This is a genomic window from Flavobacterium sp. FlaQc-57, from assembly GCF_044007395.1.
Lineage (GTDB): Bacteria > Bacteroidota > Bacteroidia > Flavobacteriales > Flavobacteriaceae > Flavobacterium.
The window spans coordinates 305,061-330,966 of sequence record NZ_JBIPDA010000006.1; the positions used below are offsets into that span (position 1 = coordinate 305,061).

Consider the following 25,906-nt stretch of genomic DNA (forward strand, 5'->3'; position numbering starts at 1 on the left):
CTATTTTTTTGCAATCCAAATATAGCATAATTATGAAATGACTGGTTACATTTGTTACATTAAATTTAATATCCGTAAACTACATCTGTTTTTTTTTACTTTTGCCAATATGTTATCATTCTTAGCCTCTAAGCCACCTTTAAAAGATTTAATTTCAGAAAATTATATTGACATTCACTCGCATTTATTGCCAGGAATTGATGACGGCGCAAAAACAATAATTGATACTAAAAAACTTATTACAGCGCTTCACGATTTTGGAATATCTCAATTTATTACGACTCCACATATAAGCCATTATGTTTGGAATAATTCTGCAGAAACTATTTCTAATAAATACGAGGAAACTAAGCTTTTATTACAAGAAAATAACACCATTATTCCAATTCGTGCCGCATCAGAATATTTTATTGATGATTGGTTTGAAAGTCATTTGAAAACCGAAAAACTCCTAACAATAAAAGACAATTATGTTTTGGTAGAAATATCATATCAAAGTGTACCAATTCATTTGTACAAAACTCTTTTTGAACTTCAAGTTGCCGGATATATCCCGATATTAGCACATCCGGAACGCTATTTGTATTTTCATAAGAATTTTAATGAATACGAAAAATTAAAAAAAGCCGGCTGCTTATTTCAATTAAATTTACTGGCTACTGTGGGGTATTATGGCGAAAGAATTCGTAAAGCTGCTGATGAACTTCTAAAAAAAGGGATGTATGATTTTACGGGGACTGATGTACATCATATGAATCACATTAATGCTTTTGATCAAAAATTAAAAATTAAAAACATTGCTAACCTGAAAGAAGTTATTACAAACAACCAATTTTTTAAATTCTAATAAGCGTTCTCTTCGCCTTTGAATATATTAATGATTGTTTTTATAACGATTTTTACATCGAGTAATAAACTCCAATTTTCAATATACCAAATATCGTACTCCACTCTATTTTCCATGTCAATCAATTCTTTTGTTTCGCCTCGAAAACCATTTACCTGTGCCCAGCCGGTAATTCCTGGTTTGGCATATTGACGTACTAAGTAATTACTAATCAAATCACTATATTCTTTCGCAAGATTAATCATATGTGGTCTTGGTCCGACAACTGACATATCTCCTAAAAAAACATTAAAAAATTGCGGCAATTCATCAATACTGGTTTTGCGGATAAAAGCTCCAAATTTAGTCACACGGCTATCCCCTTTTTCAGCTTGCTTTTTATGAGCCAATCCGTTGATGTACATACTTCTGAATTTAAAACACATAAAAGATCTGTTATCACGGCCTGATCTTTCTTGTTTAAAAAAGATTGGCCCAGGCGATTCAATTTTTATTATTAACATGATAATAGGAAACAACCAAGGAAATATTAATACTATAACAGCAGCTGAAAAACCAATATCAAATATTTTTTTTGCCAGTCTGTTTACAGGAAATTCCAACGGTTCTGTACGAAACATTAGCACTGGTGTGTTTTCATAAAAAACAACCTCAACTTTACTCGATTTTGTGTAAAGCTGAAAATCCGGAATAAACTTAATGCGTACCATATTTTGTTCGCAAATTACTATCAATTCGTTGATTACATCAATATTATCAATATGCAAGGCTACATACATTTCGTCGACCTTTTTATCGATAACAAATTTTTTAATCGTATCAAATTTCCCTCTAACAAAGGCTGGATCTACAGTGGTTCGATCGACTTTTTCATCAAAAAAACCTAAAAATCGATACCCGTATGTCAGATCTTTTGCCAGTATTTTTCGGATTCTTTCACCCGATTCGTTTGCTCCGACTATGATAAAAGTTTTAAAATTATAACCTTTTGATCTGATATACTTTAAAAGTTTCATGGAAACAAATCTGGAAATCATCAATAATCCAAAGAAAATCAGATAAAAAGAAAACAATCTAAGTCTTGAAATATCGTAGTATTTTAAGTAAACAACAAAAATTGAAATTAAAGCTGCGTGAATTAATAATTTTCTGATTGTTCTGACCAAAATGGATTCAATAGGTTCTACTCTAATACTTCTGTTGGAATCATTTTGAAGTAATAATGCTACCCAAATTATAATAGCCAACAACGAAACTGTTCTTTCTTCTTTAGATAAAAGTTTGTCTAAATTTCCAAATCTGGCCAAAGCAGATAAAATTATTGCCAAATTCAACAATACCACATCAACTAGAACAAACAAAAGTTTAAAATAGCGCGAAAAACGGTAATGAGACAGTTTTTGTAAAATTTTCATATTGGGTTTTATCCTTAATCCTAAAACAAAAGTCTAATTAAAAATTAGCACCGCAAAATAGTATTTTAATTATATTTTTTGATACTATTTACAATCTATTCTTTAAAAGTTTACTTTTATGTCATGCAAATTTAATATTGCAGACCATGATTAAATCAATTTTATTCTTTTGCCTCATTATATCTTCTGCGAATGCACAAATTTCGGGCTGCACGGATCCCATTTCTACAAATTACAACCCCAACGCAACTGTAAATGACGGAAGTTGTGTTTATAAAAACATCAAATTAAAACCTGAATATTCTAAAAACCTAAGTGATTCTATTAGAGAAACATCCGGATTAATAGTATTCGACAATTTGTTATGGACACATAATGACGATCATGACACCACTATCTATGGACTGGATTCTTTGGGAACAATTCGAAAAAAAATAATTTTAGACAAAACCGCCAATCAAGACTGGGAAGAAATCTCGCAGGATAGCACACATCTTTATTTAGGTGATTTTGGCAATAATGCTTCAGGAAACCGTGCGGATTTAAACATTTTAAAAATAGAAAAAAAATCATTTTTAGAAGGAAACCCTACTATTGAAACGATTTCATTTCGCTACTCTGATCAAACTGATTTTTCGGTAAAGAAACCCAATACAACCAATTTTGACTGTGAAGCTCTTATCGTTTCAAAAGACAGTATTTATTTGTTTACCAAACAATGGAAATCGTCTAAAACCAATATTTATAAATTACCTAATCTACCCGGAAATCACGTTGCACAACTAACACATACTATTAACACAAAAGGTTTAGTAACTGGCGCTACTTATTTAGAGTCCAAAAAATTAATTATTCTTTGCGGATATTCTAAATTAGGAAACCCTTTTCTTTATCTGTTATACAACTATAAAAACACCGATTTTTTATCCGGAAATAAACGCCGAATTGATTTAAAACTCCCATTTCATCAAATCGAAGGAATTGCAACTAAAGACGGTCTACATTATTATTTGACTAATGAAGCTTTAGTTCGAAAACCAATTTTGAATGTCCCGCAACAAATTCATTATTTTGATTTGAGTTCAATACTAAGTTCCTATCTCCATAATTAATTCGCAAATAGCAATATAATAGCTTACTTTTGCAAAAAAGTTCTGTTTTGTAAAACATTCAAAACTTATAATTTATAACACCTAGTTTATAGTGAATTACTTATCTGTAGAAAATATATCGAAGTCGTTTGGAGAAAGAACTCTTTTTGACAACATCTCATTCGGAATTAATAAAGACCAAAAAATTGCTTTTATCGCTAAAAATGGTTCAGGAAAAACAACCATAATGAGTATTATCAATGGTTTGGATGAACCAGATACTGGTCAGGTTGTTTTGAGAAAAGGAATCAGAATGGCATTTCTTTCACAAGACAATAATTTACAAGATGAGTTAACTATTGAAGAAAGTATTTTTGCTTCTGACAATGAAACGCTTAAAATTATCGAGGCTTATGAAAAAGCACTCGAAAATCCTAATGACGAAGAAGCATATCAAAAAGCTTTTGACGGAATGGACCAGCACAATGCGTGGGATTTTGAGACACAATACAAACAAATCTTATTCAAATTAAAACTGGAAGATTTTAAACTAAAAGTTAAAAATCTATCGGGTGGTCAAAAAAAGCGTCTTTCTTTAGCTATCATATTAATCAATCGCCCTGATTTATTAATTCTTGATGAACCAACCAATCATTTAGATCTTGAAATGATCGAATGGCTGGAAAGTTATTTTGCTAAAGAAAACATTACGTTGTTTATGGTAACGCACGACCGTTTCTTTTTGGAACGTGTTTGTAACGAAATTATCGAACTTGACAACGGAAAATTATACCAATACAAAGGAAATTACTCTTATTATTTAGAGAAAAAAGAAGAGCGAATCACTTCTGAAAATGCAAGCGTTGACAAAGCTAAAAATCTATTCACAAAAGAATTAGAGTGGATGCGTCGTCAGCCAAAAGCTAGAACTACAAAATCGAAATCGCGTCAGGATGACTTTTATGTAATTAAAGAAAAAGCACAAAGTCGCCGTAAAGAAAATAAAGTCGAACTTGAAATTAATATGGAAAGAATGGGAAGCAAAATTATTGAGCTTCACAAACTTTCTAAAAAATTCAAAGACAAAGTTATTCTTGATAATTTTAGTTTTGATTTTCAGCGTGGTGAAAGAATCGGAATTATTGGGAAAAACGGAACTGGAAAATCTACTTTCTTGAATTTACTTACCGGAACAATTCCACCTGACACTGGCCGCGTTGTAAAAGGAGATACGATTAAAATTGGTTATTACACACAATCCGGAATCAACCCGAAACCTAATCAACGTGTAATTGATATTATTAAAGAATACGGAGAATTTATTCCGCTGTCAAAAGGCAGAATGATTTCGGCATCACAATTATTAGAGCGTTTTCTTTTTGACGCCAAGAAACAATATGATTTTGTTGAAAAACTGAGCGGAGGAGAATTGAAACGTTTGTATTTATGTACGGTTTTAATTCAGAACCCTAACTTCTTGATTCTTGATGAGCCAACAAACGATTTGGATATTGTAACATTAAACGTACTTGAAAGTTTCCTTTTAGATTATCCAGGCTGTTTATTAGTCGTTTCTCACGACCGTTATTTCATGGATAAAATTGTTGATCATTTATTTGTTTTTAGAGGACAAGGTGAAATAGAAAGTTTTCCAGGAAATTATTCCGATTTCAGAGCGTATGAAGATAGCGCTGATGTTGCACAAAAAGAAGAAAACAAAGCTGAAAAGAAAGATTGGAAACAAAATAATCCGACAGGAAATTTAACTTTCAACGAGCAAAAAGAATATCAAAAACTTGAGAGAGAAATTAAAGATTTAGAAATTGACAAAACTAAAATCGAACAATTATTTTCTGATGGAAAGGTTGCAGATACTGACATTGAGAAAAAAGCAAACGAACTACAAAACATCATTAAAAAAATAGATCAGAAAGAAGAACGTTGGTTTGAACTTTCGGCTAAAATGGAGGGATAGTTTTTTTTTAGTATTCAGTCTTTTCCTTTAGTCGCAGTGGCCGTGGCTAAAAAAACTATTTTTTATTATATTGCCCCTTAATAATAACCCATATTAAAAAAAACATGAAATACTTATTATCTTCTCTATTAACCTTAACGCTTTTTATTTCTTGTAATAATAGCGAAAAAGAAACAATCAAAGAGCCTCAAAAAACAGATTACACAGCTGAAAACGAAAAAGAGATCACAGATTATATTACTAAAAACAACTTAACCGCACAAAAAACAGCTTCTGGATTGTATTATATTATCACTGAACCTGGAACTGGTGCTAAACCTGCATCAACTTCAAATGTTACAGTAGCTTACAAAGGTTATTTTACGGATGGTAAAGTATTTGATCAAAGTGATGCTGCCGGAATTTCTTTTCCATTAAATAGAGTTATTCCAGGTTGGACAGAAGGTATTCCCTTTTTTAAAGAAGGTGGAAGCGGAATTCTATTAATTCCTTCGCACTTAGGTTATGGAAGTGAAAGCAACCCTAGAATCCCTGGAGGATCAGTATTACTTTTTGACGTTAAATTACTTAAAGTTAATTAAGGTTAAATCTATATCAACTAAATAAAAAAGCCACAACAAAACTATATTTGCTGTGGCTTTTTTATTTTATCCAAAATGAGACTGAGACTAAAAACTGAGACTGAGAACTAATTTTACCAAGGAATCGGATTATAATCTTTCAGGAATTTTCCACACCAATGTTTTCCAGTGTTAATTCCGTCAAATAAAGGATCCATAACTCTTGCAGCTCCATCTACTATATCCAATGGCGGTTGAAAATCTTCTAACTCTTGTTTCTTTTTGGCCAATTCAGCAGGATCTTCATCGGTTACCCAGCCTGTATCAACAGCATTCATAAAAATACCGTGCTTTGCCAAAGTTCCAGAAGAAGTATGTGTTAACATATTCAAAGCTGCTTTTGCCATATTAGTATGCGGATGACGATCTTCTTTAAAAAAGCGATGAAACTTTCCTTCCATTGCTGAAACATTTATAATATGTTTTTGCCCTGTATTATCTTTCTTCATTACTTCTGAAAGTCGATTACATAGTACAAATGGAGCAACAGAGTTTACCAATTGTACTTCAATCATTTCTGTAGTCTCGATTTGACCCAATCGCAAACGCCAGCTATTTGTTTTTCGTAAATCTACTTGTTGCAAATCGGCATCGAGTTCTCCTTCCGGAAAAACCTCATTTGCTACTAATGCATTATCAAAAGAATATGGAATTTGAGACAATTTAGCCGAAGCTCGCAAACCAATTCCAGGTTCTGGCCCGTGCCACGTTACCGGCATATTTTCATTAGAAGAAGCTCCGCTTGTCAGAATCTTTAGTTCATCTAAGCAATTAACATGATCCAACAATAATTCCTGCGCCTGTTTTGGTAATGAAGATAAGGACAGTTCTTCATTCTCCATTAAATGCGTATAAAATCCAGCAGGGCGACGAACTGTTTGTGCTGCATTATTAATCAGAATATCCAGTCGTTCGTATTTTTGTTCTATAAAATTACAGAATATCTCTACACTTGGAATGTGTCTTAAATCTAAACCGTGAATTTTCAAACGATGTCCCCATTCCATAAAATCAGATTCCTTTGAGAAGCGCAATGCAGAGTCTACAGGAAAACGTGTTGTTGCAATAACAGTTGCTCCTCCACGTAAAAGCATTAACGTTATATGATAACCAATTTTTAAACGAGAACCGGTAATGACCGCCACTTGTCCTTTTACATCAGCAGTCTGAAAACGTTTGGCATAATTAAAATCACCGCAATCTGTACACATTGTATCATAAAAATGATGCATTTTTGTGAACTCCGTTTTACATACATAACAATTTCTTGGCGTTTCAAGTTCGAATTGTTCTTTATGAGCCAAATCAGTAAAGGCCAACAATTTAGGCGCCACAAATATACTTGCTTCACGAGCATGACGAATTCCGGTTTCTTTACGTGCCGTTTTGTCTTTCTTTTCTTTTTTACGTTTGGCTGCTTGCACTCCATCTTTGATTCTTCTCGAAAACTCATCTCGATCAGGACGTGAAAACATTCCTGCTTCCTTAATTAAAGCAATTCTTTGTTCTTTCGGGATATCAAAGATTTGATCTGTATTGGTATTCAATTGTGCCAAAATAGCAATGCATCGATTAATCTCTTCCGAGGTTATCACACTCTTGCTTTCCACTTCTTCATTCAACATTATAAAACGTATTACTATTAGCTTAATGCGCAAATATAGTCTTTTTGGCGTCTTAAAATCTGAAAGGCAAAAACGACAAACTCTTATGTTTTGAATTTTGAACTTTTGACTTTCGACTATTATCTTACTATCTTCGCGCCTATAAGTAATTTTCTCTATGCTATTTCAAATTACATCTTATCTAAAATTCCTTTGGAATTCAAAAAACGAACACGGAGTCCATTCGCCTTTTGTGTTTAATTTATTGACAAAATGTTTTTATGTTAAGAAATCAAAACCCGAATATTTGATTCTGAAGAATTATCGAAAATCTCTTTTAAAAAATAAAAGTTTCATAGAAGTAACAGATTTTGGTGCCGGATCAAAAGTTTTCAAATCAAACAGAAGACAAATTTCGAAAATCGCAAAGACTGCAGGAATTTCTCCAAAACGAGCAGAATTACTATTTAGAGTTACCAATTATTTTCAGCCAAAAAACATTCTCGAAATAGGAACTTCATTAGGTTTAGCTACTTCTGCCCTTGCTTTAGGAAATAACAATGCAAAAATAATCACTCTAGAAGGTTGTCCACAAACGGCAACTGTTGCCAAGAATCATTTAGAACATTTTGATTGCAAAAATGTTGATACCATTATAACTGAATTTGAAGACTTTTTAGTTCGTACAAACCTTCAATCTACAGATTATGATCTAATTTATTTTGACGGTAATCATTCTAGAAAAGCGACTTTAGCTTATTTTGATCTCCTATTAACCACTATAACAAACGATTCTGTTTGGATTTTCGATGACATTCATTGGTCTACAGAAATGGAAGAAGCTTGGGAAGAAATTAAAAACCATCCAAAAGTTACAGTAACAATAGATACTTTTCAATGGGGATTTGTTTTTTTTAGATATGAACAGGAAAAAGAGCATTTTGTGATTCGCGTTTGATAAATCACTTTAAAACAATACTTTTATTACGTTCAATAGTATAAAATTATGAATGCAATAAAAATCAATACTCCATTACAATATCCAATAGCCGTAACTGAATTTATTTCTGATATGCCAAATGGTAATTGTGTAATCATAGCATCTGCAACAGGTGTTAAGCAAAATTACTATAACAACTTTGCCTCTTTTCTTGCAGACAATCATTATTCTGTTTACACTTTTGATTATGGCGGAATTGGGGATTCAAAATCTGGTCCGCTTTCTAAATTTTCAACTACAGCTACAGACTGGGCAAAAAATGATTTTGAGACAGTCGTAAAACATGTCAAAAGCAAAAACCCAAATAGTAAATTATTTATTGTAACTCATAGCATTGGCGGACAGCTTATTGGATTAGTCCCTTCCAATAATTTATTTGACGGCATAATTATGGTCGCTTCACAATCAGGAAGCTGGACACACTGGAAAGGAGTTGACAGATTAAAAATGCAATTTTTATGGTATGCACTTATACCTTCTTTTTCTAAAATTTTCAATTATTTGCCTTCCAGTCATTTGACCCGAATGGAAGATTTACCAAAAGGAATGGCACTGGAATGGGCTAAATGGTGCAAGAAACCAAACTATCATTTTGACTGCATTGACAATGTAAAAGAAGACTATGATAAAATAAAATGCAAAATCAAATCTTACAGCATCGACAATGATTTTTATGCAACTGTATCAGCAATTGATTGGATTGCTTCACAATTTAAAAAATCAGAAGTAACCAGAATACACCTGAAAGCAGAAGAATTTGGTGTAAAAGATATAGGGCATTTTGGCTTTTTCAGAAGCCAGTTTAAAGACAATATTTGGCAGATTTTTTTAGAAGATTTAAAAAAATTTCAACATTCATAGATTTGCAAATAAAAAATGACAATCATTTCTGATTGTCATTTTAATACTTATTTAGTTGATTTTATTTTTTAGCTTCTGCAGTCTCTTTAGACTTAGCTCCCATTCTATTTAAGGTATACATTGGGGCAAATTTCAATTTCAAACCAGCAATTTTTCTGTTATCTGATGAAGTAAGACCTTCTTTCTCAACTGTATTTTTTCTACTGTCAAGTGCTTCATACATTAATTTAATTTCATCCCAGTCTTCTCGAGAATAGCTATCTTTATTATTCTCAACCGTATGAACAAATTGTTGGTAAACACTATGAATATTTTTTGCATTTACCCAAGCAAAACTCATATCGTCTCCAATTTTTCCTTCACCAAATAAAGCATTTCGCAATTGTTGTTTTGGACTTGGAGCTGGAGGAGCAAGAACAGTAACCATTTCATTTCTAAATTCTTCGTATTTCACTTTACTTGTATTGATCTTCTCAATCGCCGTTTTATTGTCTTTAATATCTGCAAGCGCCACTTGAGCATTTGCTGCTCGTCTGTCATATTCTGCTTCTACATCTTTCCAATCGGCTTTTAAATCGTCAGCTTTAACATTTTTAACCGAATCGACATAAGCCACATATGAATCGATTGTTTTCTGAGCCTGTTCTTGTTTTTCATCTTTACATGATGTAAAACCTAATGCAATTAATACAATTCCTGATAATAATGATATGCTTTTCATAATTCTGATTATTTAAGATTAGATAACAAATATAAGTTGCAAATCAGTATTTAATTTTACATAATTATCACCTTTTAAATATTTAAAACAACATAATTCAATAAAAACACAAAAACATGGCGATTATGTAAAAATAATTCAAAATTACACAACGCTATTTTCAATTAAGATTTTACTATTATAAAAACACAGCAAAACTTCGATCAATATAAAAAACTTCAAATTGTAACATAATTCAATTTAAAACTACTTATCGTTTATTGAAAAGTGTTTTGTACTTTTAAATCCAAAATTGTAAATCAAAATGGCAGATCCATTAATTAAAATAACCAACATCAAACGAGATTTTGTTTTAGGAAATGAAATTGTTTATGTTTTAAAAGGTATCGATTTAGAAATCAACAAAGGTGAATATGTAGCTTTAATGGGACCTTCAGGATCCGGAAAATCGACTTTAATGAATCTTTTGGGTTGTTTGGATACGCCAACTTCAGGACGTTATATTTTGAATGGAAAAGATGTCAGTCAAATGAAAGACGATGAATTAGCGGGAATTCGAAATAAAGAAATCGGTTTTGTATTTCAAACCTTTAATTTATTGCCCAGAACAACTGCCTTAGATAATGTGGCATTACCTATGATTTATGCCGGATATTCAAAAGCCGAACGTAATGCAAGAGCCGTAGAAGTTCTGGAACAAGTAAATCTTGCAGACAGAATGGACCACCAACCAAATCAGCTTTCCGGAGGACAGCGCCAGCGTGTTGCTATTGCCCGAGCTTTAGTCAACAAACCCTCAATTATCTTAGCCGATGAACCAACAGGAAACTTAGACAGTAAAACTTCTGTAGAAATTATGAAGCTTTTTGGAGATATTCATGCACAAGGAAACACTGTAATTCTGGTAACTCACGAAGAAGATATCGCAGCTTATGCACATCGTGTGATTCGTTTGCGAGATGGTTTGATTGAAAGTGACACCAGGAAATAATTTTAGATTTCAAATAGTTTAACTGTTTATTTGACTAATTGTTTAATCGGAAAAGAAAAAAAATGACCAATTTTATTAAATCTATTTTATTAGCTTTTTTGTTTTTAACATCTTGTAAAAATACCTCAGTAAAAGATAATGAAAATTTTAAATTGTTACCTCCGAAAATTACGAACTTAAAAATACGTTGGGTTACTGCAAATGAATTTTTAGTCAATATTGATACTCTTTTATCTTACGAGAAAAAATTTGAATATGATTCGGTTATTGGGGTTAATTACATAGGTTTTGATGGATATGGACATTCATTTTATCCAATAAATAAAGACGGAAGATCCATTAACACCATAAAAAACAGGCAAAAACTTGATCGCAATCAAACTTTAAAATTAAATGCAATTCTTGGCGACAAAAAAACATTTGAAAATCCAAATATGGCGGCTTGTTACAATCCAAGACTTGGATTTATTTATTTTAAGGATAATAAAGTAATTTGTCAAACACAGATTTGTTTAGAATGTTCTCAACTTCAGTCAACCGCAAAAACTGCGAGAATAAATAGCGGGGCCTTTAATGACAAAGCCGGCAAAGAATTAACAAAACTGACTAATGAACTCGGTTTAAACAACTAATAGAAAAAAAACTTAGAATCTCAGATCCTTAGTATCTTAAAAGAAAAAATGAAAGTATATACAAAAACAGGAGATAAAGGAACAACGGCTCTTTTTGGAGGCACGCGTGTTCCTAAAGATCATATCAGGATTGACAGTTATGGAACTGTTGATGAACTGAACTCTTATATAGGTCTTATTCGCGATCAGGAAATGGATGCGCAATACAAAACAATTTTAATCGAAATTCAGGATCGTTTATTTACTGTGGGTGCTATTTTGGCCACTCCTGCAGAAAAAGAAGTTTTGAAAAATGGAGAGCTTCGTTTAAAAAACCTTGGAATAATAGATTCTGATATTGAATTATTAGAAAATGAAATTGATAAAATGGAAGAAAGCCTTCCGCAAATGACTCATTTTGTTCTACCTGGAGGACATCCGACTGTGTCACATTGTCATATTGCACGTTGCATTTGTCGCCGTGCCGAACGTTTGGCAGTCCATTTAAGCCATAATGAGCATGTTCCTGAAATAGCAATCAAATACTTAAACCGACTTTCTGACTACCTTTTTGTCTTGGCACGAAAGTTGTCCTCAGACTTAAAAGCGGATGAAGTGAAATGGATTCCGAGGAAGTAAACAGTCGAAGTTTTTAGTTTTCAAACTGCAAACCAATAACAAAAACTGAATACTAAAAAATACAGCAATCAGTAACAAATATCAGTTTTCAGACTGTAAACTGTCACCGAAAACTGAATACTAAATAGAGACGTTCTTAAATTTTCTTAAAATAAATCAAAATTTACTTGTCTTTTTCAGTAAAAAATTTATTTTTGCACAAACTAAACAGATAACAGATGTATTGGACATTAGAATTAGCATCTTATTTAAGTGATGCGCCATGGCCTGCTAACAAAGACGAACTTATTGACTACGCTATTAGAGCTGGTGCTCCATTAGAAGTGGTAGAAAACCTTCAGTCAATCGAAGATGAAGGAGAGATATATGAATCAATGGAAGAAATTTGGCCAGATTATCCAACAGACGAAGATTATCTTTGGAATGAGGATGAATATTAAAAAATAAACCAAAGAAAAAAGTCTCATCATAGAGGCTTTTTTTTTGGTTCAAATACACATTTACATAAAATAGAAATACAATAAATCATGAGTTTCATAAACAGTATTATTAAAGTCTTTGTAGGTGATAAATCACAGAAAGATGTCAAAGCTTTACAGCCCTATTTAAATAAAATTAAAACATTCGAAACCAGCTTAATGGCTTTGTCTCACGACGACCTAAGAGCTAGAACCGTATATTTTAAGGAAAAAATAAAAGAAGCCAGAGCTGATAAAGATGCTAAAATCGCTTCGCTTAAAGCGGAAGTAGAAAACATTGAAGACATCGACAAAAGAGAAGATCTTTATGATGCTATTGACTCTCTTGAGAAAGAAGCATACGAAATATCAGAGAAAACTTTATTAGAAATTCTTCCTGAAGCATTTTCTGTAGTTAAAGAAACTGCTCGTCGTTTTAAAGACAATTCATTTATTGAAGTTACAGCATCTGCAAAAGACAGAGAATTCTCTGCTTCAAAAACTTATGTTACTATTGAAGGTGACAAAGCTACTTGGGCTAACAAATGGAATGCTGCTGGTAAAGAAATTACCTGGGACATGATTCATTATGATGTTCAGTTAATTGGTGGTATGGTGCTTCACGAAGGTAAAGTTGCCGAAATGCAAACAGGTGAAGGTAAAACTTTAGTAGCTACACTTCCACTTTACTTAAACGCTTTAACCGGAAACGGAGTTCACTTAGTAACTGTGAATGATTACTTAGCAAAACGTGATAGTACATGGAAAGCACCTTTATTCGAATTTCACGGTTTAACTGTTGATTGTATCGATAATCACCAACCAAGTACTGAACAAAGAAAAAAAGCTTACGACGCTGATATCACTTACGGAACCAATAACGAATTTGGTTTTGACTACTTAAGAGATAACATGGCACACTCGCCAAGCGATTTAGTCCAAAGAAAACACAACTATGCAATTGTCGATGAGGTCGATTCTGTATTAATTGATGATGCAAGAACACCACTTATTATTTCGGGACCGGTTCCTCAAGGAGATCGTCATGAATTTAATGAGTTGAAACCAAAAATTGAAAACTTAGTTGCACAACAACGTCAGTTGGCAAACGGTTTCTTATCTGAAGCTAAAAGATTAATTAAAGAAGGAAACACTAAAGAAGGTGGTTTCTTATTATTAAGAGCTTACAGAAGTTTACCTAAAAATAAAGCATTAATTAAATTTTTAAGTGAAGAAGGAATCAAACAATTACTTCAAAAAACTGAAAATCAATACATGCAGGATAACAATCGCGAAATGCATAAAGTTGATGAAGCTTTGTATTTTGTAATTGAAGAAAAAAACAATCAAGTTGAATTGACTGATAATGGTATCCAATACCTTTCAGGAGATACTGATGCGGACTTTTTCGTACTTCCGGATATCGGAACTGAAATTGCAGCTATCGAAAAACAAAAACTGGATAAAGACGCTGAAGCTGAAGCTAAAGAAAGATTATTTCAGGATTTCGGAGTAAAAAGCGAGCGTATCCACACTCTTACACAACTTTTAAAAGCGTATGCTCTTTTTGAGAAAGATGTAGAATACGTGATCATGGACAACAAAATTATGATTGTCGATGAGCAAACTGGTCGTATCATGGACGGACGTCGTTATTCTGACGGTTTACACCAAGCGATCGAAGCTAAAGAAAATGTAAAAATTGAAGCTGCTACACAAACTTTTGCAACAGTTACATTACAGAATTATTTCAGAATGTACAGCAAATTGGGTGGTATGACTGGTACAGCGGTTACTGAAGCTGGAGAGTTATGGCAGATTTATAAATTAGACGTTGTTGAAATTCCAACTAACCGTCCAATTTCAAGAGTAGACAAAGAAGATTTCATCTACAAAACGACTAGAGAAAAATTCAATGCTGTAATTGAAGATGTTACTGAATTATCAAATGCAGGAAGACCAGTTTTAATTGGAACAACTTCTGTAGAGATTTCAGAATTATTAAGCCGTATGTTGAAAATGAGAGGCGTTACACATAACGTTTTGAATGCAAAAATGCACAAACAAGAGGCTCAAATTGTAGAAGAAGCAGGTAAAGCCGGAGTTGTAACTATTGCAACAAACATGGCTGGTCGTGGTACCGATATTAAATTATCTCCAGAAGTAAAAGCTGCCGGAGGTTTAGCAATCGTTGGTACAGAACGTCATGATTCTCGTCGTGTTGACAGACAGTTACGTGGTCGTGCAGGACGTCAGGGAGATCCGGGAAGTTCTCAATTCTATGTTTCTCTTGAAGATAACTTAATGCGTTTATTTGGTTCTGAAAGAGTGGCTAAAGTTATGGACAGAATGGGACTTCAGGAAGGCGAAGTAATTCAGCATTCTATGATGACTAAATCTATCGAGCGTGCTCAGAAAAAAGTAGAAGAAAACAACTTTGGTGTTCGTAAACGTTTATTAGAATATGATGACGTTATGAACTCTCAACGTGAGGTGGTTTACAAACGTCGTCGCCATGCTTTATTTGGTGAGCGTTTGAAACTGGATATCGCAAACATGTTATATGATACTTGCGAATTAATCGTTAGTCAAACTAAGCCAACAAATGATTTCAAAAATTTCGAATTTGATTTGATTCGTTATTTCTCAATCACTTCTCCAATTTCTGAAGCTGATTTCTTGAAATTATCTGATAATGAAATCACAGGAAAAATATACAAAGAAACTTTAGCTTTCTACACTGAGAAAACTGAACGTAGCGCAAGAGAAGCTTTCCCAATTATTAAAGGAGTTTACGAAGAGCCTAACAATCATTTTGAGCGCATCGTAGTTCCATTTACTGACGGAATCAAAACTTTAAATGTAGTTACAGACTTGAAAAAAGCTTACGAAAGCCAAGGTGCTCAGTTAATTGCTGATTTTGAGAAAAACATTACTTTATCTATTGTTGATGAAGCTTGGAAAAAACATTTACGTAAAATGGACGAATTGAAACAATCTGTTCAATTAGCCGTTCACGAACAAAAAGATCCATTGCTTATTTACAAATTAGAAGCATTTAATTTGTTTAGAGGAATGTTAGAAAACGTTAACAAAGAAGTTATTTCATTCTTATTTAAAGGTGATTTACCAGCTCAAAATGTTACTTCTGAAATTCACGAAGCAAAAGAAGTTCGTCAAAAAGAAAATTTCAAATTAAGTAAAGACGAAATTGTAAACAGCGAAGACATTAACCGTGAGGCTGGAGAAACTCAGCAACGTCAGGTTACTGAAACGATTGTAAGAGACATGCCAAAAATCAACCGTAATGACACTGTAACAGTTCAGGAAGTTGCAACTGGTAAAACAGAAACAATGAAATTTAAAAAAGCAGAAACTCTAATAGCTTCAGGAGCTTGGGTTATTGTTAAATAATATTTTTTTAGTTTTCAGTAACAGTTTACAGTATTCAGTCGCAGTGACAGTTTATATTAATGCTGAAATACTTAATATTACATATCAAACCCGACAGGTCTTAAAGATCTGTCGGGTTTCTTTTTTTAAATAGTTTGCAGACTGAATACTGAGACTGCGACTGAATACTGTAAACTGCGACTAAAAAACTTTTATGTTAAATGACAAAAATCATAATATTTAAAAAGAATAAAATGTATTTTTGTTCCCGAAAACAACGAAACAACTTTTGAAAAAGTTAATTATCATATTTCTTTCTTCTATGCTTCTAGTGCCATCATTTGGCAGTTTCTTTGTTTTTACCTCTTTCAAATTAAATCAACAAGAAATTTCAAAAACCATCTGTGTACAACGAAAAATGGTTTTCAACAGTTGTAATGGTCGATGTGAACTTCAAAAAAGTTTAAAAAAATACGCTGATAACGAAAAGAAAATGCAAAACAATCTGAAAGAAAAAGCAGAGATTGTTTACATTCAAAATACTTTTACAACAGAATTAAAATTAGTAGCTCCTACCTCTAAAGCAAATCTTTTTGCCTCATTCGATGCAAAACCTATTGCAGTTTCTACAGCTACTTTTCACCCTCCATCCTATTTTATATAATTTTTTAAATCAGATTTCATTTTCATAATTGAAATCCATCTTTCATTGTTTCAAAATCAATGAAAATGCGTTTACGCACCTCTTAAATTTAAAATTATATAAAATTCAAAAAATGAAAAACATTATATACAGAGCTTTAGCTATTGTAACACTATCTATATCTTTAGTTTCTTGTTCAAGCGACGACGACAACAATACTGTATCAGGAAACGGAAAACTTATTTTAGAGTTCGACAATGCTTATGGCGCAAACGACCTTATTTTAAACACTCAGGGAAATACAACATCTAATAATGAGGTTCTAAAAATTAGTTTGGTTAAATATATTATCAGCAATGTAGTTTTAACCAAAGCTGACGGAACTACTTTTACCTATCCAAAAAGCAAAAGCTATTTTATTGCTGATGAAGCAACGGCTGCCGGACGCGAATTTGAACTTACCGACGTTCCTGCAGGAGATTACGTAAAGGTAAAATTCGGAATTGGAGTTGATGAAGATCAGTGGAAATTAGGCGCTTCAGGACAGGGAGATTTTTTAGCTAAAGCTGATGCTGCAGATATGATGTGGTCTTGGGCTGCAGGATACAAATTCCTTGCTTTCGAAGGTACTTTTACTTCACCAACCGTTACAACTGCAACTCCTTTTATGATTCATACCGGAAAAACCGGAACAGATTACAATTATACAGAAGTAACTGTTGATATGCCAACAAAAGCTTTGGTACGTACTACAATCACTCCAGAAGTTCATTTGATTACAGACCTTTCTAAAATCATTGACGGTAAAAACAAAATTAAACTCTCAGACAACAACATGGGCGGAATGGGTGCTATGATTATGGGCGGTGCAAATTTACCTTTAATTACCCAAAACATCAGCGCTATGTTTAGAGTAGACCACGTACACAACGACTAAATTTATTTTTAGGAGTACAAAAGCCCGGATTTCAAAGACGTTATGTCCCGTTATCCACTATATCTTTTGCGGCATCCCGATAACTTCGGGAGGGCTAAACTAGACCTTTTGTACTTTTTAAACCAAAAAAAACATGTTGAAAATAAAACACCTCCTTTGGTTAATGATTCCGTTGTTGTGGAGTTGTTCTGATCAGGACGACGAATATGTAAATATTCCTTTAGAATTTACTGTTCCGTCAAACTTTCCTGCTTTAGCGTATAACATGGCACAGAATCCGCCAACAGAAAAAGGATTTGAACTAGGAAAAAAACTATTTTACGATGGACGTTTAGCGTCTGACGGAGTAGTTTCCTGTGGTTTTTGCCACATTCAGGCCAATGCGTTTACACATCACGGACATACGGTAAGTCATGGCGTAGACAATGCACAAGGAACAAGAAATACACCATCAATTCAAAATCTGGCTTACCAGAACGTATTTATGTACGATGGAGCGGCAGATCATTTAGACTTGCAACCTATAATTCCGCTCACAAGTATCATAGAAATGAACGGAGATCTGAATGCCATTTTAAAAATGATGAAAGCTGACAAAGAGTACAAAAAATTATTTGGACAAGCCTTTGACGATGGCGCGATTACCACCGAAAATATGCTGAAAGCACTTTCGCAATTTATGGTTATGGTTACTTCATCTAACTCCAGATTCGATAAATACAGACGAAATGAAACTGGCGGAAGCTTAACCTCTGATGAACTGGCAGGGTATGATTTATTTAAATCTAAATGCGCGTCTTGCCACGCGACAGACTTACAGACTGATAATTCATTCCGCAATAATGGCTTAGCTGTAAACCCAATGGTAAATGATGTTGGAAGGTATAAAGTAACTGAACTGGCAAGTGATTATTACAAATTCAAAGTACCAAGTTTACGAAATGTGGAGGTTTCAGGACCTTACATGCACGATGGCAGATTTGGAACTCTTGAAGGCGTTTTAGATCATTATGCGAGCGGAATCGAAAATTCAGCAACTCTGGATCCAATATTAAAACAAAACGGAAAATTCGGAATTCCGCTTTCTGATACCGATAAAAAACAAATTGTAGCTTTTTTGAAAACGTTGACTGACAATCAATATTTAAAAGACAAACGTTTCTCAGAATTCTAAATAAATAATAAAAACTGAATCCCTAGCCTCGATAGAGACGGTATCCTTTTTTGAGGCGTCCCGAAGCTTCGGGATCTTCGCCTTAAAAAAGATATAGCCGAAAGCGGGATTAGCTTCTAAAAATAATTAAAATGAAAAAAATAATAGTAATGTTCGCTCTTTTGGTTGGATACTCGGCCTTAAGTTATACAGTAAAAGATAGTATTTCAACATTTACGTTTCAGCGTTTGGCATTGATGGAAGATTTTGACTGTGATGCCTGCGGTTGTTCAGCAAGTGGCGGGAGTATGGGCTTTAGCTCGATGCTGAACAACAATTTTGTTGGTTTAAGATATTTCAAACAAAGTTATACAAGCCGTGACGGGATTTTTGCCAATTCGCCATGGATAGATGAGAACTTCAATACGATTCAGGCCTGGGCACGTATTCCGGTTACAGAGAAAATACAAATTTCAGCCTTGGTTCCTTATCATTTTCATGAAAGAGCATTAACTGCCGGAACTGAAAGTATTTCTGGCTTAGGAGATATTACGGTTATGGCTCTATACACGGTTTATGAAACTAAGAAAGACAGTACCTTTTTTACGCATAAAATAAATTTGGGTGGAGGAATAAAAATTCCAACCGGGAAATTTACTGAAGCCAACAATCTGGGAAGTGTTAACCAGAGTTTTCAACTAGGAACGGGAAGCTGGGATATTCCATTGGTATCTGAATATGTGATCAAACATAAAAATTTAGGTTTAAACACGACTTTAAACTACATCTTTAAAACAGAAAACAGTAAAAATTATCAATACGGCGATCAGTTTAATTACGCCGGAACATTCTTTTATTTATTCGATCTAAAATCAATTCAGATTGCTCCGCAAGCCGGTTTGGCAGGAGAAATTTATCAAACCAACAAACAACACAATCTTGATTTACCGAATACGGCAGGCGATATTTTGTTTGGAAAATTTGGTATTGAAGCCGGAAAAGATAAATTTTCTATTGGCTTAAATGCCATGTTGCCAATCAATCAAAATTTATCAAATGGCAATATGGAAGCGAATTACAGATGGAGTGTAAACTTGAATTATACACTGTAATTTTCAAAACAAAATAAAAAACAACGAAACAAGCTTTGAGAAAAATCATCATTATATTTCTTTCCTGTATGCTTTTAGTGCCATCATTTGGCAGTTTCTGCGTTTATACCTCATTCAAACTAAATCAGGAAGAAATTTCTAAGACGATTTGTGTACAACGCAAAATGGTTTTTAACACCTGTAACGGTCGTTGCGAACTTCAAAAAAGTTTAAAAAAATACGCTGACAACGAAAAAAGAATGCAGGATAATCTGAAAGAAAAAGCAGATGTTGTTTACATTCTAAATACAATTTCAACCGATTTTAAAACACCCGAATCAAGAGAATTGAGAGCAAAAATTTTCGCTTCTTCTGATAAAAAACCCATTTCAGTTACCAATACTACTTTTCACCCTCCATCCTATTTTATATAAATTCCAGTTACACTATTCAATTCAAAAATTGAAGAGATCTTTCTTGGCTTAAAGCCAAAGAATTTTGGTTACTTTTTAAAATTTATATAATTTAAAATGAAAAAAATATACTTTACTCTACTAATCATAGGGCAATGTGTCTTGGCGCAAAATAAAATTCAACAAGACACAACCAAAACTCAAGAACTTGAAAACGTTTTTATAACCGCCAATCGTACTGCAACTTTACGCAAGGAAACTCCGGTGGCAATTAGCAAATTAACCGCTAAAACAATCAACGAAACCAAAGCTGCAGCGGTTTACGAAATCATCAATAAAACTCCAGGCGTTTTAATGGTCAACTTAGGAAATGAACAACACATGATGTCGATTCGCCAACCTATGACAACAAACGCATATTATTTATATTTAGAAGATGGTTTACCGATTCGCCCAATGGGAATCTTTAATCACAATGCTTTATTAGAAATTAATCAGTTTAACTTACAAAGTATTGAAGTCGTAAAAGGTCCAGTTTCATCTTTATACGGACCTGAAGCTGTTGGCGGAACTATTAATTTAATTTCACTAAAACCGCCTGTTGATCCCGAATTTAAATTTGGAGTTCAGGCAGACAATTACGGTTACAGAAGATTTCAGGCGGCTGGCGGAGCAACTATTGGAAAAGTTGGTTTTCATATCGCAGGAATATCAAGTTTGCAGGAAAACGGCTGGATGACGTATTCTGATTATAATAAAGATAATCTGAACGCAAGAATCGATTACAACATCTCGTCCTCTACCCGATTGATTAGTAATACGATGTACGGAAAATATTATTCGGACATGAGCGGAACGGTTAACGAAGCTTCATTTAACAGCAGAACTTACAAAAGCACTTCCGATTTTACTTATAGAAAATCTGAGGCTTTACGAACTCGATTGACATTAGAACACGACTGGAACAGCAATTCAAGCAGTTACATTACAGGATATTTAAGAGATAATAAATTAGGACAAAATCCTTCTTACGGAATTAAATGGAGTCCAACTGTAAACCCCACAACCGCAAAAGGAGAAGTCAATTCGAATAATTTCAAAAGTTATGGCGCCATCGGACAGCATACTCAAAAATTCGATTTTCTAAATACTAAACTTGTTGCCGGAGCTTTATACGATTATTCTCCTGTAACCTACTGGTCATATGTGATAGATTTAAAAGCCAATTTAAATCCGGGAGCTCCCGGAAAGCAAACTGTAGATTCTTATGAGATTATTGCAGAACATCCAGATTCAAAACTAGCCGATTATTCTGCAGACATTTTCAACTCTGCCGGATATGCGCAATTAAGTTTTAATCCGATAGAAAAACTAATTGTTACCGTTGGCGGGCGTTACGATAATATGAAAGTGAACTACAGTAACGCGTTAGATAATTCTACAGGAAGTAAAGTTTATGACAAAATGACTTTTAAAGCAGGAGCTAATTACAATCCGGTTGATTTTGCAGGTTTTTATGGTAATTATTCACAAGGTTTTGCACCTCCCGGAATTACTTCAATTTTTAGAACAAAACCCGGAACTGGCGGAACAACAGGAGTTCCTGCAGATTTCTATTACAACTTAGAACCTGCTACTTTCAACAATTATGAAGTTGGAGGCTGGCTCTCTTTCCTTCAAAATAAATTAAATTTTGACTACGCTTTCTATTATATGGAAGGAAAAAATGAACTCTTAAACATCAAACTAGCTGATAATTCAACAGATTATCGCTCGGCCGGAGAAACACGTCATAAAGGAATTGAGTTTGGAGCTTCATACCGACCTTCAAAACAATTCAACATGCGTCTTGGCGGAACTTATGCACAGCACACTTATATCGATTTTAAACTTTCAGATAAACCATCAGATCCTATTCAAAATCTAGACGGAAAAGAAATGCCTGCCGCACCAAAATGGTCTGGAAACTCAGAGATAAGTTATTACCCAAACTGGCTTCCAAATCTAAGAACTTCAGTCGAATGGCAGCTTGTTGGAAGTTATTACCAAGATCAAATTAATACTGTGAAATATGATGGCTACAACATTTTTAACGCAAGAGTTGGCTATCAATGGAAAAGCATTGAAGTTTATGGAAACGTGCTAAATCTAACCGATAAATTATACGCTTATAATGTTTCGAGAGCCAATACCACAAATGCCCAACCAACCTATACAGCAGCGGCACCAAGAACTTTTGTGTTTGGAATACAATATAATTTTTCATTAAAAAAATAAGTTTTTACTATTTTTTTTCGCCACAGATTACAGGATTAGAATGTTTTTTTTTTAAATAATCTCTGTTAATCTTTTTAATATGTGGCAAAAAAAACAGCAATAAATACTAAGAATATAACTATGAGCAAAGAAATAAATAGAGAAAAAAAGTCCAAGAAGAAAGATTCGAAGTTGGTCAAGAAAATCAAACAACATATGTACAAATGGCATCGTACAATTGGTTTGATCACGATTATTCCAGTAATTTTCTGGACTTTATCAGGATTGATGCACCCGTTTATGGCGCATTTTTTTAAACCTGAAATTGCCCACGAAAAATTAGAAACACCGATAATTGACAAAACTCAATTGCACTTTTCGATTCAGGAAGTTTTACAGAAGAACAACATTAACGAATTCAAGAATTTTAGAATCGTTTCTTTTGACAATGCTACTTTCTATCAGATAAAGACAATCAAAGGCGATTTATTGTATTTTGATACTTTAACTGCAAAAAAACTGGAAAATGGAGATCGAAAATATGCCGAATGGCTTTCACGTTATTTTGTAGAGGATCAAAAAAGCGAAATCAAAAAAAGCGAAATCGTAACCGAATTCACTTCGCAATACAAATATGTAAATCGCTATTTACCGGTTTACAAACTAACTTTTGATCGTCCGGATGCGATGCAGGTTTATGTAGAAACATCATCAAGTAAATTAGCAACTTATAATCCAACATCACGACAAGCTTTTATTTGGTTCTTTGATACTTTTCATAATTGGTCGTTTATTGATGCGATAACAAACAATAGTATACGAATTATCACGATGATTTTCCTGCTATCTATTATTGGATTTTCGGCCTTAAGCGGAATCTTAATTTATGGTTTACTGTGGAAACAATTCAAAAAAACAGACAATCTACAACCCAAAAAAGGGCTTAGAAAATACCATCGCCAAATTGGGATTTGGGTTTCCCTTTTTACATTGACTTTTGCTTTTAGTGGTGCCTATCACGCCACAACAAAATGGAATCCCTACACTTTATCACAAATGGTTTACGAGCCAACATTTAAAACCACAGAAATTCCAACAGCCAATAACAATCTTGATTTAGACTGGAGTCGCTTTCAGAATGCAAGCATTATTACGCTGAACAACACAACTTATTTCCGTTGTCAATTGCTTGAAAAAGAAAAATTCAAAACACCAAAATCAGATTCTAATTCAAAATGGAATAAAAAGGATGAGCCGAAATCTGAAGTTGTTTATATTAATGCTGCAACCAATAAAATTACTCCAAATATTGATCTTCGATATGCAGAATTTTTAGCTTATTATTTTACAGATGGAGCTCCAAAAGCAGCTTGTTGCGAAATGGCCGAAAGTTCAGATGAATCACAAACTTCTTTAGGAAACGCAAAATTATTAGAATATCAAGTTTTAACTGATTTTAGCAGCAGAGAATATGGTTTTGTCAATAAAAGATTGCCTGTTGTAAAACTGGCTTATGACACGCCCGAAAAAACAACTTACTTTATTGAAACTTCGACTTCGAGATTAGCAGCCGTGGTTAAAAACTCAGATAGGATTGAAGGTTATTCGTTTGCCATTCTCCACAAATTTTTATTTATGGATTGGGCAGGAAAAAACATTCGGGATCTTACAATGGTTTTAGCTGCTTTAACTATTTTAATTGTGAGTGTTTTGGGCTTTATTTTGTTTTTGAAAAAATAATTAAAGCAACTGAGATTCTAAGTTACTAAGGTTCTAAGTTTTTTTCTTAGCAACTTAGTAACTTAGCTTCTTTGAAACTTATCTAGGATTTTCCTCAAAATAACGCGCTTCAATTCGCTTAATATCTTTAATCGAATTTTTAGCCCAAGCCAAACGTTTTTCCAGAATTTCTTCTTCAGACAAATGCCAATCAATATCTGAATTACGCAATCTGTTTGTTAGGTTTTGAATAATGATGGCTGCCGAAACAGAAATATTTAAACTCTCTGTAAAACCGACCATTGGTATTTTTAGAAAACCGTCGGCTTTTTCCAGAATTTCTTCAGACAATCCGTCTCTTTCTGTTCCGAAGAATAAAGCACTTGGTTTCGTGATATCAAAATCTTCCAGCAAACAATCATTTTCATGAGGTGTTGTAGCAATAATTTGATAGCCTTGATTTTTTAAAGTCGAAATACAATTGGTAACTGAATCAAATTGATTGATATCTACCCATTTTTGGGCGCCCATTGCAATTTCTTTATCAATTTTTTTTCCATATCGCTGTTCAATTACATTTAGTTCCTGAATCCCAAAAACTTCACAGCTACGCATAACCGCGCTTGTATTGTGCATCTGAAAAACATCCTCAACCGCAATTGTAAAATGTTTAGTTCGGTTTCCGAGTACATTTAAAAATCTTTCTTTTCGATTATCAGTTAGTATGTTTTCAAGAAAAGCGAGGTAATCTAAATCAATCATTATTTATTTTTTTGTTGCTAAGTATTTTTTTTATTATATCATATAATACAAAAGTATTCCAATCTTCTTTATATGAATAACCTCTGTTAATCTCATTTGGATTTTCTTTAGAATAAATAGAAAAATACGATTTGAACATCCTGAATCTCAAATTCTCCCAAGAAATCAGTATTTTTTCTTGTTTCATCAATTTTGAAACTGATATTATAACACCTTCAGGATTAACAACTACATCTCCAATATAAAAACATTCTCCTGCTTCAAATTCTTGTAGAAAATCATTAACTTGTTTGGTAAAATACAAATCCCAAAGCGCATTTATGATACTTACATAAAGATTATGTTTTTCTTTTTTCTTAATTCCGAAATAAGAATTGAACTTAATTTTTAAAACTTCATCATTGAAATTTCTAATATAGAATTGGTATTCTCTTCCAAAAACAAAATAGTACTTAAACCAATTGACACCACAGCGAAAATCCTTGATTTCAGAAGCTTTAAAAGATGTAAAACTATCATTTACTAAATCTTTATCTTCAAAATGAATGAACTCAGGATGAAGATGCAAAGGTCTGTAATAATTATCTAAAAAGCTTCTTTTAATTTTTACTTTAAGTTCCGTAGCCAATTGTGAGGTGATTTAATATTGGCTAAAGTAAGTATTTAGTTTGAAAAATTTATCATTTGATTATCTTTGAATGCATTC

23 protein-coding genes are annotated in these 25,906 nt (G+C 33.3%); 18 read left to right on the forward strand and 5 right to left on the reverse strand.

Features of this window, described 5'->3' with window-relative positions; translation table 11 throughout:
• Nucleotides 1-109: 109 nt before the first annotated feature.
• Nucleotides 110-847, forward strand: coding sequence for a tyrosine-protein phosphatase (locus tag ACHRVZ_RS18560; protein WP_395424375.1), 738 nt, complete (start codon nucleotides 110-112; stop codon nucleotides 845-847).
• On the opposite strand, the gene ACHRVZ_RS18565 is transcribed toward ACHRVZ_RS18560, so the two are convergent.
• The gene (locus ACHRVZ_RS18565) at nucleotides 844-2,262 is read right to left on the reverse strand and encodes an undecaprenyl-phosphate glucose phosphotransferase (protein ID WP_395424376.1); all 1,419 of its coding nucleotides are present in this window, start codon (nucleotides 2,260-2,262) and stop codon (nucleotides 844-846) included. The genes ACHRVZ_RS18560 and ACHRVZ_RS18565 overlap by 4 nt on opposite strands.
• A gap of 146 nt (nucleotides 2,263-2,408) precedes the next feature.
• Between ACHRVZ_RS18565 and ACHRVZ_RS18570 the strand changes: the two genes are divergently transcribed.
• From ACHRVZ_RS18570 to ACHRVZ_RS18580, 3 genes are all read left to right on the forward strand, one after another.
• Nucleotides 2,409-3,374: a T9SS C-terminal target domain-containing protein gene (locus ACHRVZ_RS18570; RefSeq protein WP_395424377.1), complete on the forward strand. Its 966-nt coding sequence runs from the start codon at nucleotides 2,409-2,411 to the stop codon at nucleotides 3,372-3,374.
• A gap of 91 nt (nucleotides 3,375-3,465) precedes the next feature.
• Nucleotides 3,466-5,328: an ABC-F family ATP-binding cassette domain-containing protein gene (locus ACHRVZ_RS18575; RefSeq protein WP_395424378.1), complete on the forward strand. Its 1,863-nt coding sequence runs from the start codon at nucleotides 3,466-3,468 to the stop codon at nucleotides 5,326-5,328.
• 104 nt (nucleotides 5,329-5,432) lie between these two features.
• Nucleotides 5,433-5,909, forward strand: a complete 477-nt coding sequence (locus tag ACHRVZ_RS18580; protein ID WP_395424379.1) for an FKBP-type peptidyl-prolyl cis-trans isomerase — start codon at nucleotides 5,433-5,435, stop codon at nucleotides 5,907-5,909.
• 113 nt (nucleotides 5,910-6,022) lie between these two features.
• Here ACHRVZ_RS18580 and ACHRVZ_RS18585 read toward each other — a convergent pair whose 3' ends face one another.
• Nucleotides 6,023-7,573 carry an SDR family oxidoreductase gene (locus ACHRVZ_RS18585; protein WP_395424462.1) on the reverse strand — a complete coding sequence of 517 codons (1,551 nt, stop codon included), beginning with the start codon at nucleotides 7,571-7,573 and terminating at the stop codon, nucleotides 6,023-6,025.
• A 157-nt stretch (nucleotides 7,574-7,730) separates the two neighbouring features.
• On the opposite strand from ACHRVZ_RS18585, the gene ACHRVZ_RS18590 reads away from it, so the two are divergent.
• Together ACHRVZ_RS18590 and ACHRVZ_RS18595 are read left to right on the forward strand one after the other, a co-directional pair.
• Nucleotides 7,731-8,510: an O-methyltransferase gene (locus ACHRVZ_RS18590; RefSeq protein ID WP_395424380.1), complete on the forward strand. Its 780-nt coding sequence runs from the start codon at nucleotides 7,731-7,733 to the stop codon at nucleotides 8,508-8,510.
• A gap of 48 nt (nucleotides 8,511-8,558) precedes the next feature.
• Nucleotides 8,559-9,413: an alpha/beta fold hydrolase gene (locus ACHRVZ_RS18595; protein ID WP_395424381.1), complete on the forward strand. Its 855-nt coding sequence runs from the start codon at nucleotides 8,559-8,561 to the stop codon at nucleotides 9,411-9,413.
• 61 nt (nucleotides 9,414-9,474) lie between these two features.
• Here the strand turns inward: ACHRVZ_RS18595 and ACHRVZ_RS18600 are convergent, their stop codons facing one another.
• Nucleotides 9,475-10,134 (reverse strand): DUF6565 domain-containing protein, encoded by a 660-nt coding sequence (locus tag ACHRVZ_RS18600; protein WP_395424382.1) that lies wholly within the window; start codon nucleotides 10,132-10,134, stop codon nucleotides 9,475-9,477.
• 304 nt (nucleotides 10,135-10,438) lie between these two features.
• On the opposite strand from ACHRVZ_RS18600, the gene ACHRVZ_RS18605 reads away from it, so the two are divergent.
• The 12 genes from ACHRVZ_RS18605 to ACHRVZ_RS18660 all read left to right on the forward strand — a co-directional run bounded on the left by ACHRVZ_RS18605 (nucleotide 10,439) and on the right by ACHRVZ_RS18660 (nucleotide 24,459).
• On the forward strand, nucleotides 10,439-11,125 hold the full coding sequence (locus tag ACHRVZ_RS18605; protein ID WP_395424383.1) for an ABC transporter ATP-binding protein: 687 nt from the start codon (nucleotides 10,439-10,441) through the stop codon (nucleotides 11,123-11,125).
• 62 nt (nucleotides 11,126-11,187) lie between these two features.
• Complete coding sequence (locus tag ACHRVZ_RS18610) at nucleotides 11,188-11,757, forward strand: hypothetical protein (protein WP_395424384.1); 570 nt, start codon at nucleotides 11,188-11,190, stop codon at nucleotides 11,755-11,757.
• A 48-nt stretch (nucleotides 11,758-11,805) separates the two neighbouring features.
• Nucleotides 11,806-12,375 (forward strand): cob(I)yrinic acid a,c-diamide adenosyltransferase, encoded by a 570-nt coding sequence (locus ACHRVZ_RS18615; RefSeq protein ID WP_395424385.1) that lies wholly within the window; start codon nucleotides 11,806-11,808, stop codon nucleotides 12,373-12,375.
• Between the two features lie 218 nt (nucleotides 12,376-12,593).
• Nucleotides 12,594-12,815 (forward strand): DUF2795 domain-containing protein, encoded by a 222-nt coding sequence (locus tag ACHRVZ_RS18620; RefSeq protein ID WP_007138072.1) that lies wholly within the window; start codon nucleotides 12,594-12,596, stop codon nucleotides 12,813-12,815.
• 87 nt (nucleotides 12,816-12,902) lie between these two features.
• Nucleotides 12,903-16,247 carry a preprotein translocase subunit SecA gene (gene secA / locus ACHRVZ_RS18625; RefSeq protein ID WP_395424386.1) on the forward strand — a complete coding sequence of 1,115 codons (3,345 nt, stop codon included), beginning with the start codon at nucleotides 12,903-12,905 and terminating at the stop codon, nucleotides 16,245-16,247.
• 397 nt (nucleotides 16,248-16,644) lie between these two features.
• On the forward strand, nucleotides 16,645-16,890 hold the full coding sequence (locus ACHRVZ_RS18630; protein WP_395424387.1) for a hypothetical protein: 246 nt from the start codon (nucleotides 16,645-16,647) through the stop codon (nucleotides 16,888-16,890).
• 112 nt (nucleotides 16,891-17,002) lie between these two features.
• Nucleotides 17,003-17,806 (forward strand): MbnP family protein, encoded by an 804-nt coding sequence (locus ACHRVZ_RS18635; protein WP_395424388.1) that lies wholly within the window; start codon nucleotides 17,003-17,005, stop codon nucleotides 17,804-17,806.
• 133 nt (nucleotides 17,807-17,939) lie between these two features.
• Nucleotides 17,940-18,980, forward strand: a complete 1,041-nt coding sequence (locus tag ACHRVZ_RS18640) for a cytochrome-c peroxidase (protein ID WP_395424389.1) — start codon at nucleotides 17,940-17,942, stop codon at nucleotides 18,978-18,980.
• 131 nt (nucleotides 18,981-19,111) lie between these two features.
• Nucleotides 19,112-20,071: a transporter gene (locus ACHRVZ_RS18645; protein ID WP_395424390.1), complete on the forward strand. Its 960-nt coding sequence runs from the start codon at nucleotides 19,112-19,114 to the stop codon at nucleotides 20,069-20,071.
• Between the two features lie 35 nt (nucleotides 20,072-20,106).
• Nucleotides 20,107-20,484, forward strand: coding sequence for a hypothetical protein (locus ACHRVZ_RS18650; RefSeq protein WP_395424391.1), 378 nt, complete (start codon nucleotides 20,107-20,109; stop codon nucleotides 20,482-20,484).
• A gap of 96 nt (nucleotides 20,485-20,580) precedes the next feature.
• A complete protein-coding gene (locus ACHRVZ_RS18655) occupies nucleotides 20,581-22,740 on the forward strand; it encodes a TonB-dependent receptor (protein WP_395424392.1) in 2,160 nt (719 codons plus the stop codon).
• Between the two features lie 120 nt (nucleotides 22,741-22,860).
• Nucleotides 22,861-24,459, forward strand: coding sequence for a PepSY domain-containing protein (locus ACHRVZ_RS18660; RefSeq protein ID WP_395424393.1), 1,599 nt, complete (start codon nucleotides 22,861-22,863; stop codon nucleotides 24,457-24,459).
• Between the two features lie 78 nt (nucleotides 24,460-24,537).
• On the opposite strand, the gene ACHRVZ_RS18665 is transcribed toward ACHRVZ_RS18660, so the two are convergent.
• Together ACHRVZ_RS18665 and ACHRVZ_RS18670 are read right to left on the reverse strand one after the other, a co-directional pair.
• A complete protein-coding gene (locus ACHRVZ_RS18665; RefSeq protein ID WP_395424394.1) occupies nucleotides 24,538-25,200 on the reverse strand; it encodes a TrmH family RNA methyltransferase in 663 nt (220 codons plus the stop codon).
• Nucleotides 25,193-25,828: a hypothetical protein gene (locus ACHRVZ_RS18670; protein WP_395424395.1), complete on the reverse strand. Its 636-nt coding sequence runs from the start codon at nucleotides 25,826-25,828 to the stop codon at nucleotides 25,193-25,195. The genes ACHRVZ_RS18665 and ACHRVZ_RS18670 overlap by 8 nt, the downstream gene beginning before the upstream one ends.
• Nucleotides 25,829-25,906: the final 78 nt, after the last annotated feature.

Excerpts from the sequence above, each read along its gene's own strand:
- ACHRVZ_RS18560 (WP_395424375.1), top strand. The coding sequence starts at position 110 with ATGTTATCATTCTTAGCCTCTAAGCCACCTTTAAAAGATTTAATTTCA.
- ACHRVZ_RS18565 (WP_395424376.1), bottom strand. The coding sequence starts at position 2,262 with ATGAAAATTTTACAAAAACTGTCTCATTACCGTTTTTCGCGCTATTTT.
- ACHRVZ_RS18570 (WP_395424377.1), top strand. The coding sequence starts at position 2,409 with ATGATTAAATCAATTTTATTCTTTTGCCTCATTATATCTTCTGCGAAT.
- ACHRVZ_RS18580 (WP_395424379.1), top strand. The coding sequence starts at position 5,433 with ATGAAATACTTATTATCTTCTCTATTAACCTTAACGCTTTTTATTTCT.
- ACHRVZ_RS18585 (WP_395424462.1), bottom strand. The coding sequence starts at position 7,573 with ATGTTGAATGAAGAAGTGGAAAGCAAGAGTGTGATAACCTCGGAAGAG.
- ACHRVZ_RS18590 (WP_395424380.1), top strand. The coding sequence starts at position 7,731 with ATGCTATTTCAAATTACATCTTATCTAAAATTCCTTTGGAATTCAAAA.
- ACHRVZ_RS18595 (WP_395424381.1), top strand. The coding sequence starts at position 8,559 with ATGAATGCAATAAAAATCAATACTCCATTACAATATCCAATAGCCGTA.
- ACHRVZ_RS18600 (WP_395424382.1), bottom strand. The coding sequence starts at position 10,134 with ATGAAAAGCATATCATTATTATCAGGAATTGTATTAATTGCATTAGGT.
- ACHRVZ_RS18605 (WP_395424383.1), top strand. The coding sequence starts at position 10,439 with ATGGCAGATCCATTAATTAAAATAACCAACATCAAACGAGATTTTGTT.
- ACHRVZ_RS18610 (WP_395424384.1), top strand. The coding sequence starts at position 11,188 with ATGACCAATTTTATTAAATCTATTTTATTAGCTTTTTTGTTTTTAACA.
- ACHRVZ_RS18615 (WP_395424385.1), top strand. The coding sequence starts at position 11,806 with ATGAAAGTATATACAAAAACAGGAGATAAAGGAACAACGGCTCTTTTT.
- ACHRVZ_RS18620 (WP_007138072.1), top strand. The coding sequence starts at position 12,594 with ATGTATTGGACATTAGAATTAGCATCTTATTTAAGTGATGCGCCATGG.
- secA (WP_395424386.1), top strand. The coding sequence starts at position 12,903 with ATGAGTTTCATAAACAGTATTATTAAAGTCTTTGTAGGTGATAAATCA.
- ACHRVZ_RS18630 (WP_395424387.1), top strand. The coding sequence starts at position 16,645 with ATGGTTTTCAACAGTTGTAATGGTCGATGTGAACTTCAAAAAAGTTTA.
- ACHRVZ_RS18635 (WP_395424388.1), top strand. The coding sequence starts at position 17,003 with ATGAAAAACATTATATACAGAGCTTTAGCTATTGTAACACTATCTATA.
- ACHRVZ_RS18640 (WP_395424389.1), top strand. The coding sequence starts at position 17,940 with ATGTTGAAAATAAAACACCTCCTTTGGTTAATGATTCCGTTGTTGTGG.
- ACHRVZ_RS18645 (WP_395424390.1), top strand. The coding sequence starts at position 19,112 with ATGAAAAAAATAATAGTAATGTTCGCTCTTTTGGTTGGATACTCGGCC.
- ACHRVZ_RS18655 (WP_395424392.1), top strand. The coding sequence starts at position 20,581 with ATGAAAAAAATATACTTTACTCTACTAATCATAGGGCAATGTGTCTTG.
- ACHRVZ_RS18660 (WP_395424393.1), top strand. The coding sequence starts at position 22,861 with ATGAGCAAAGAAATAAATAGAGAAAAAAAGTCCAAGAAGAAAGATTCG.
- ACHRVZ_RS18665 (WP_395424394.1), bottom strand. The coding sequence starts at position 25,200 with ATGATTGATTTAGATTACCTCGCTTTTCTTGAAAACATACTAACTGAT.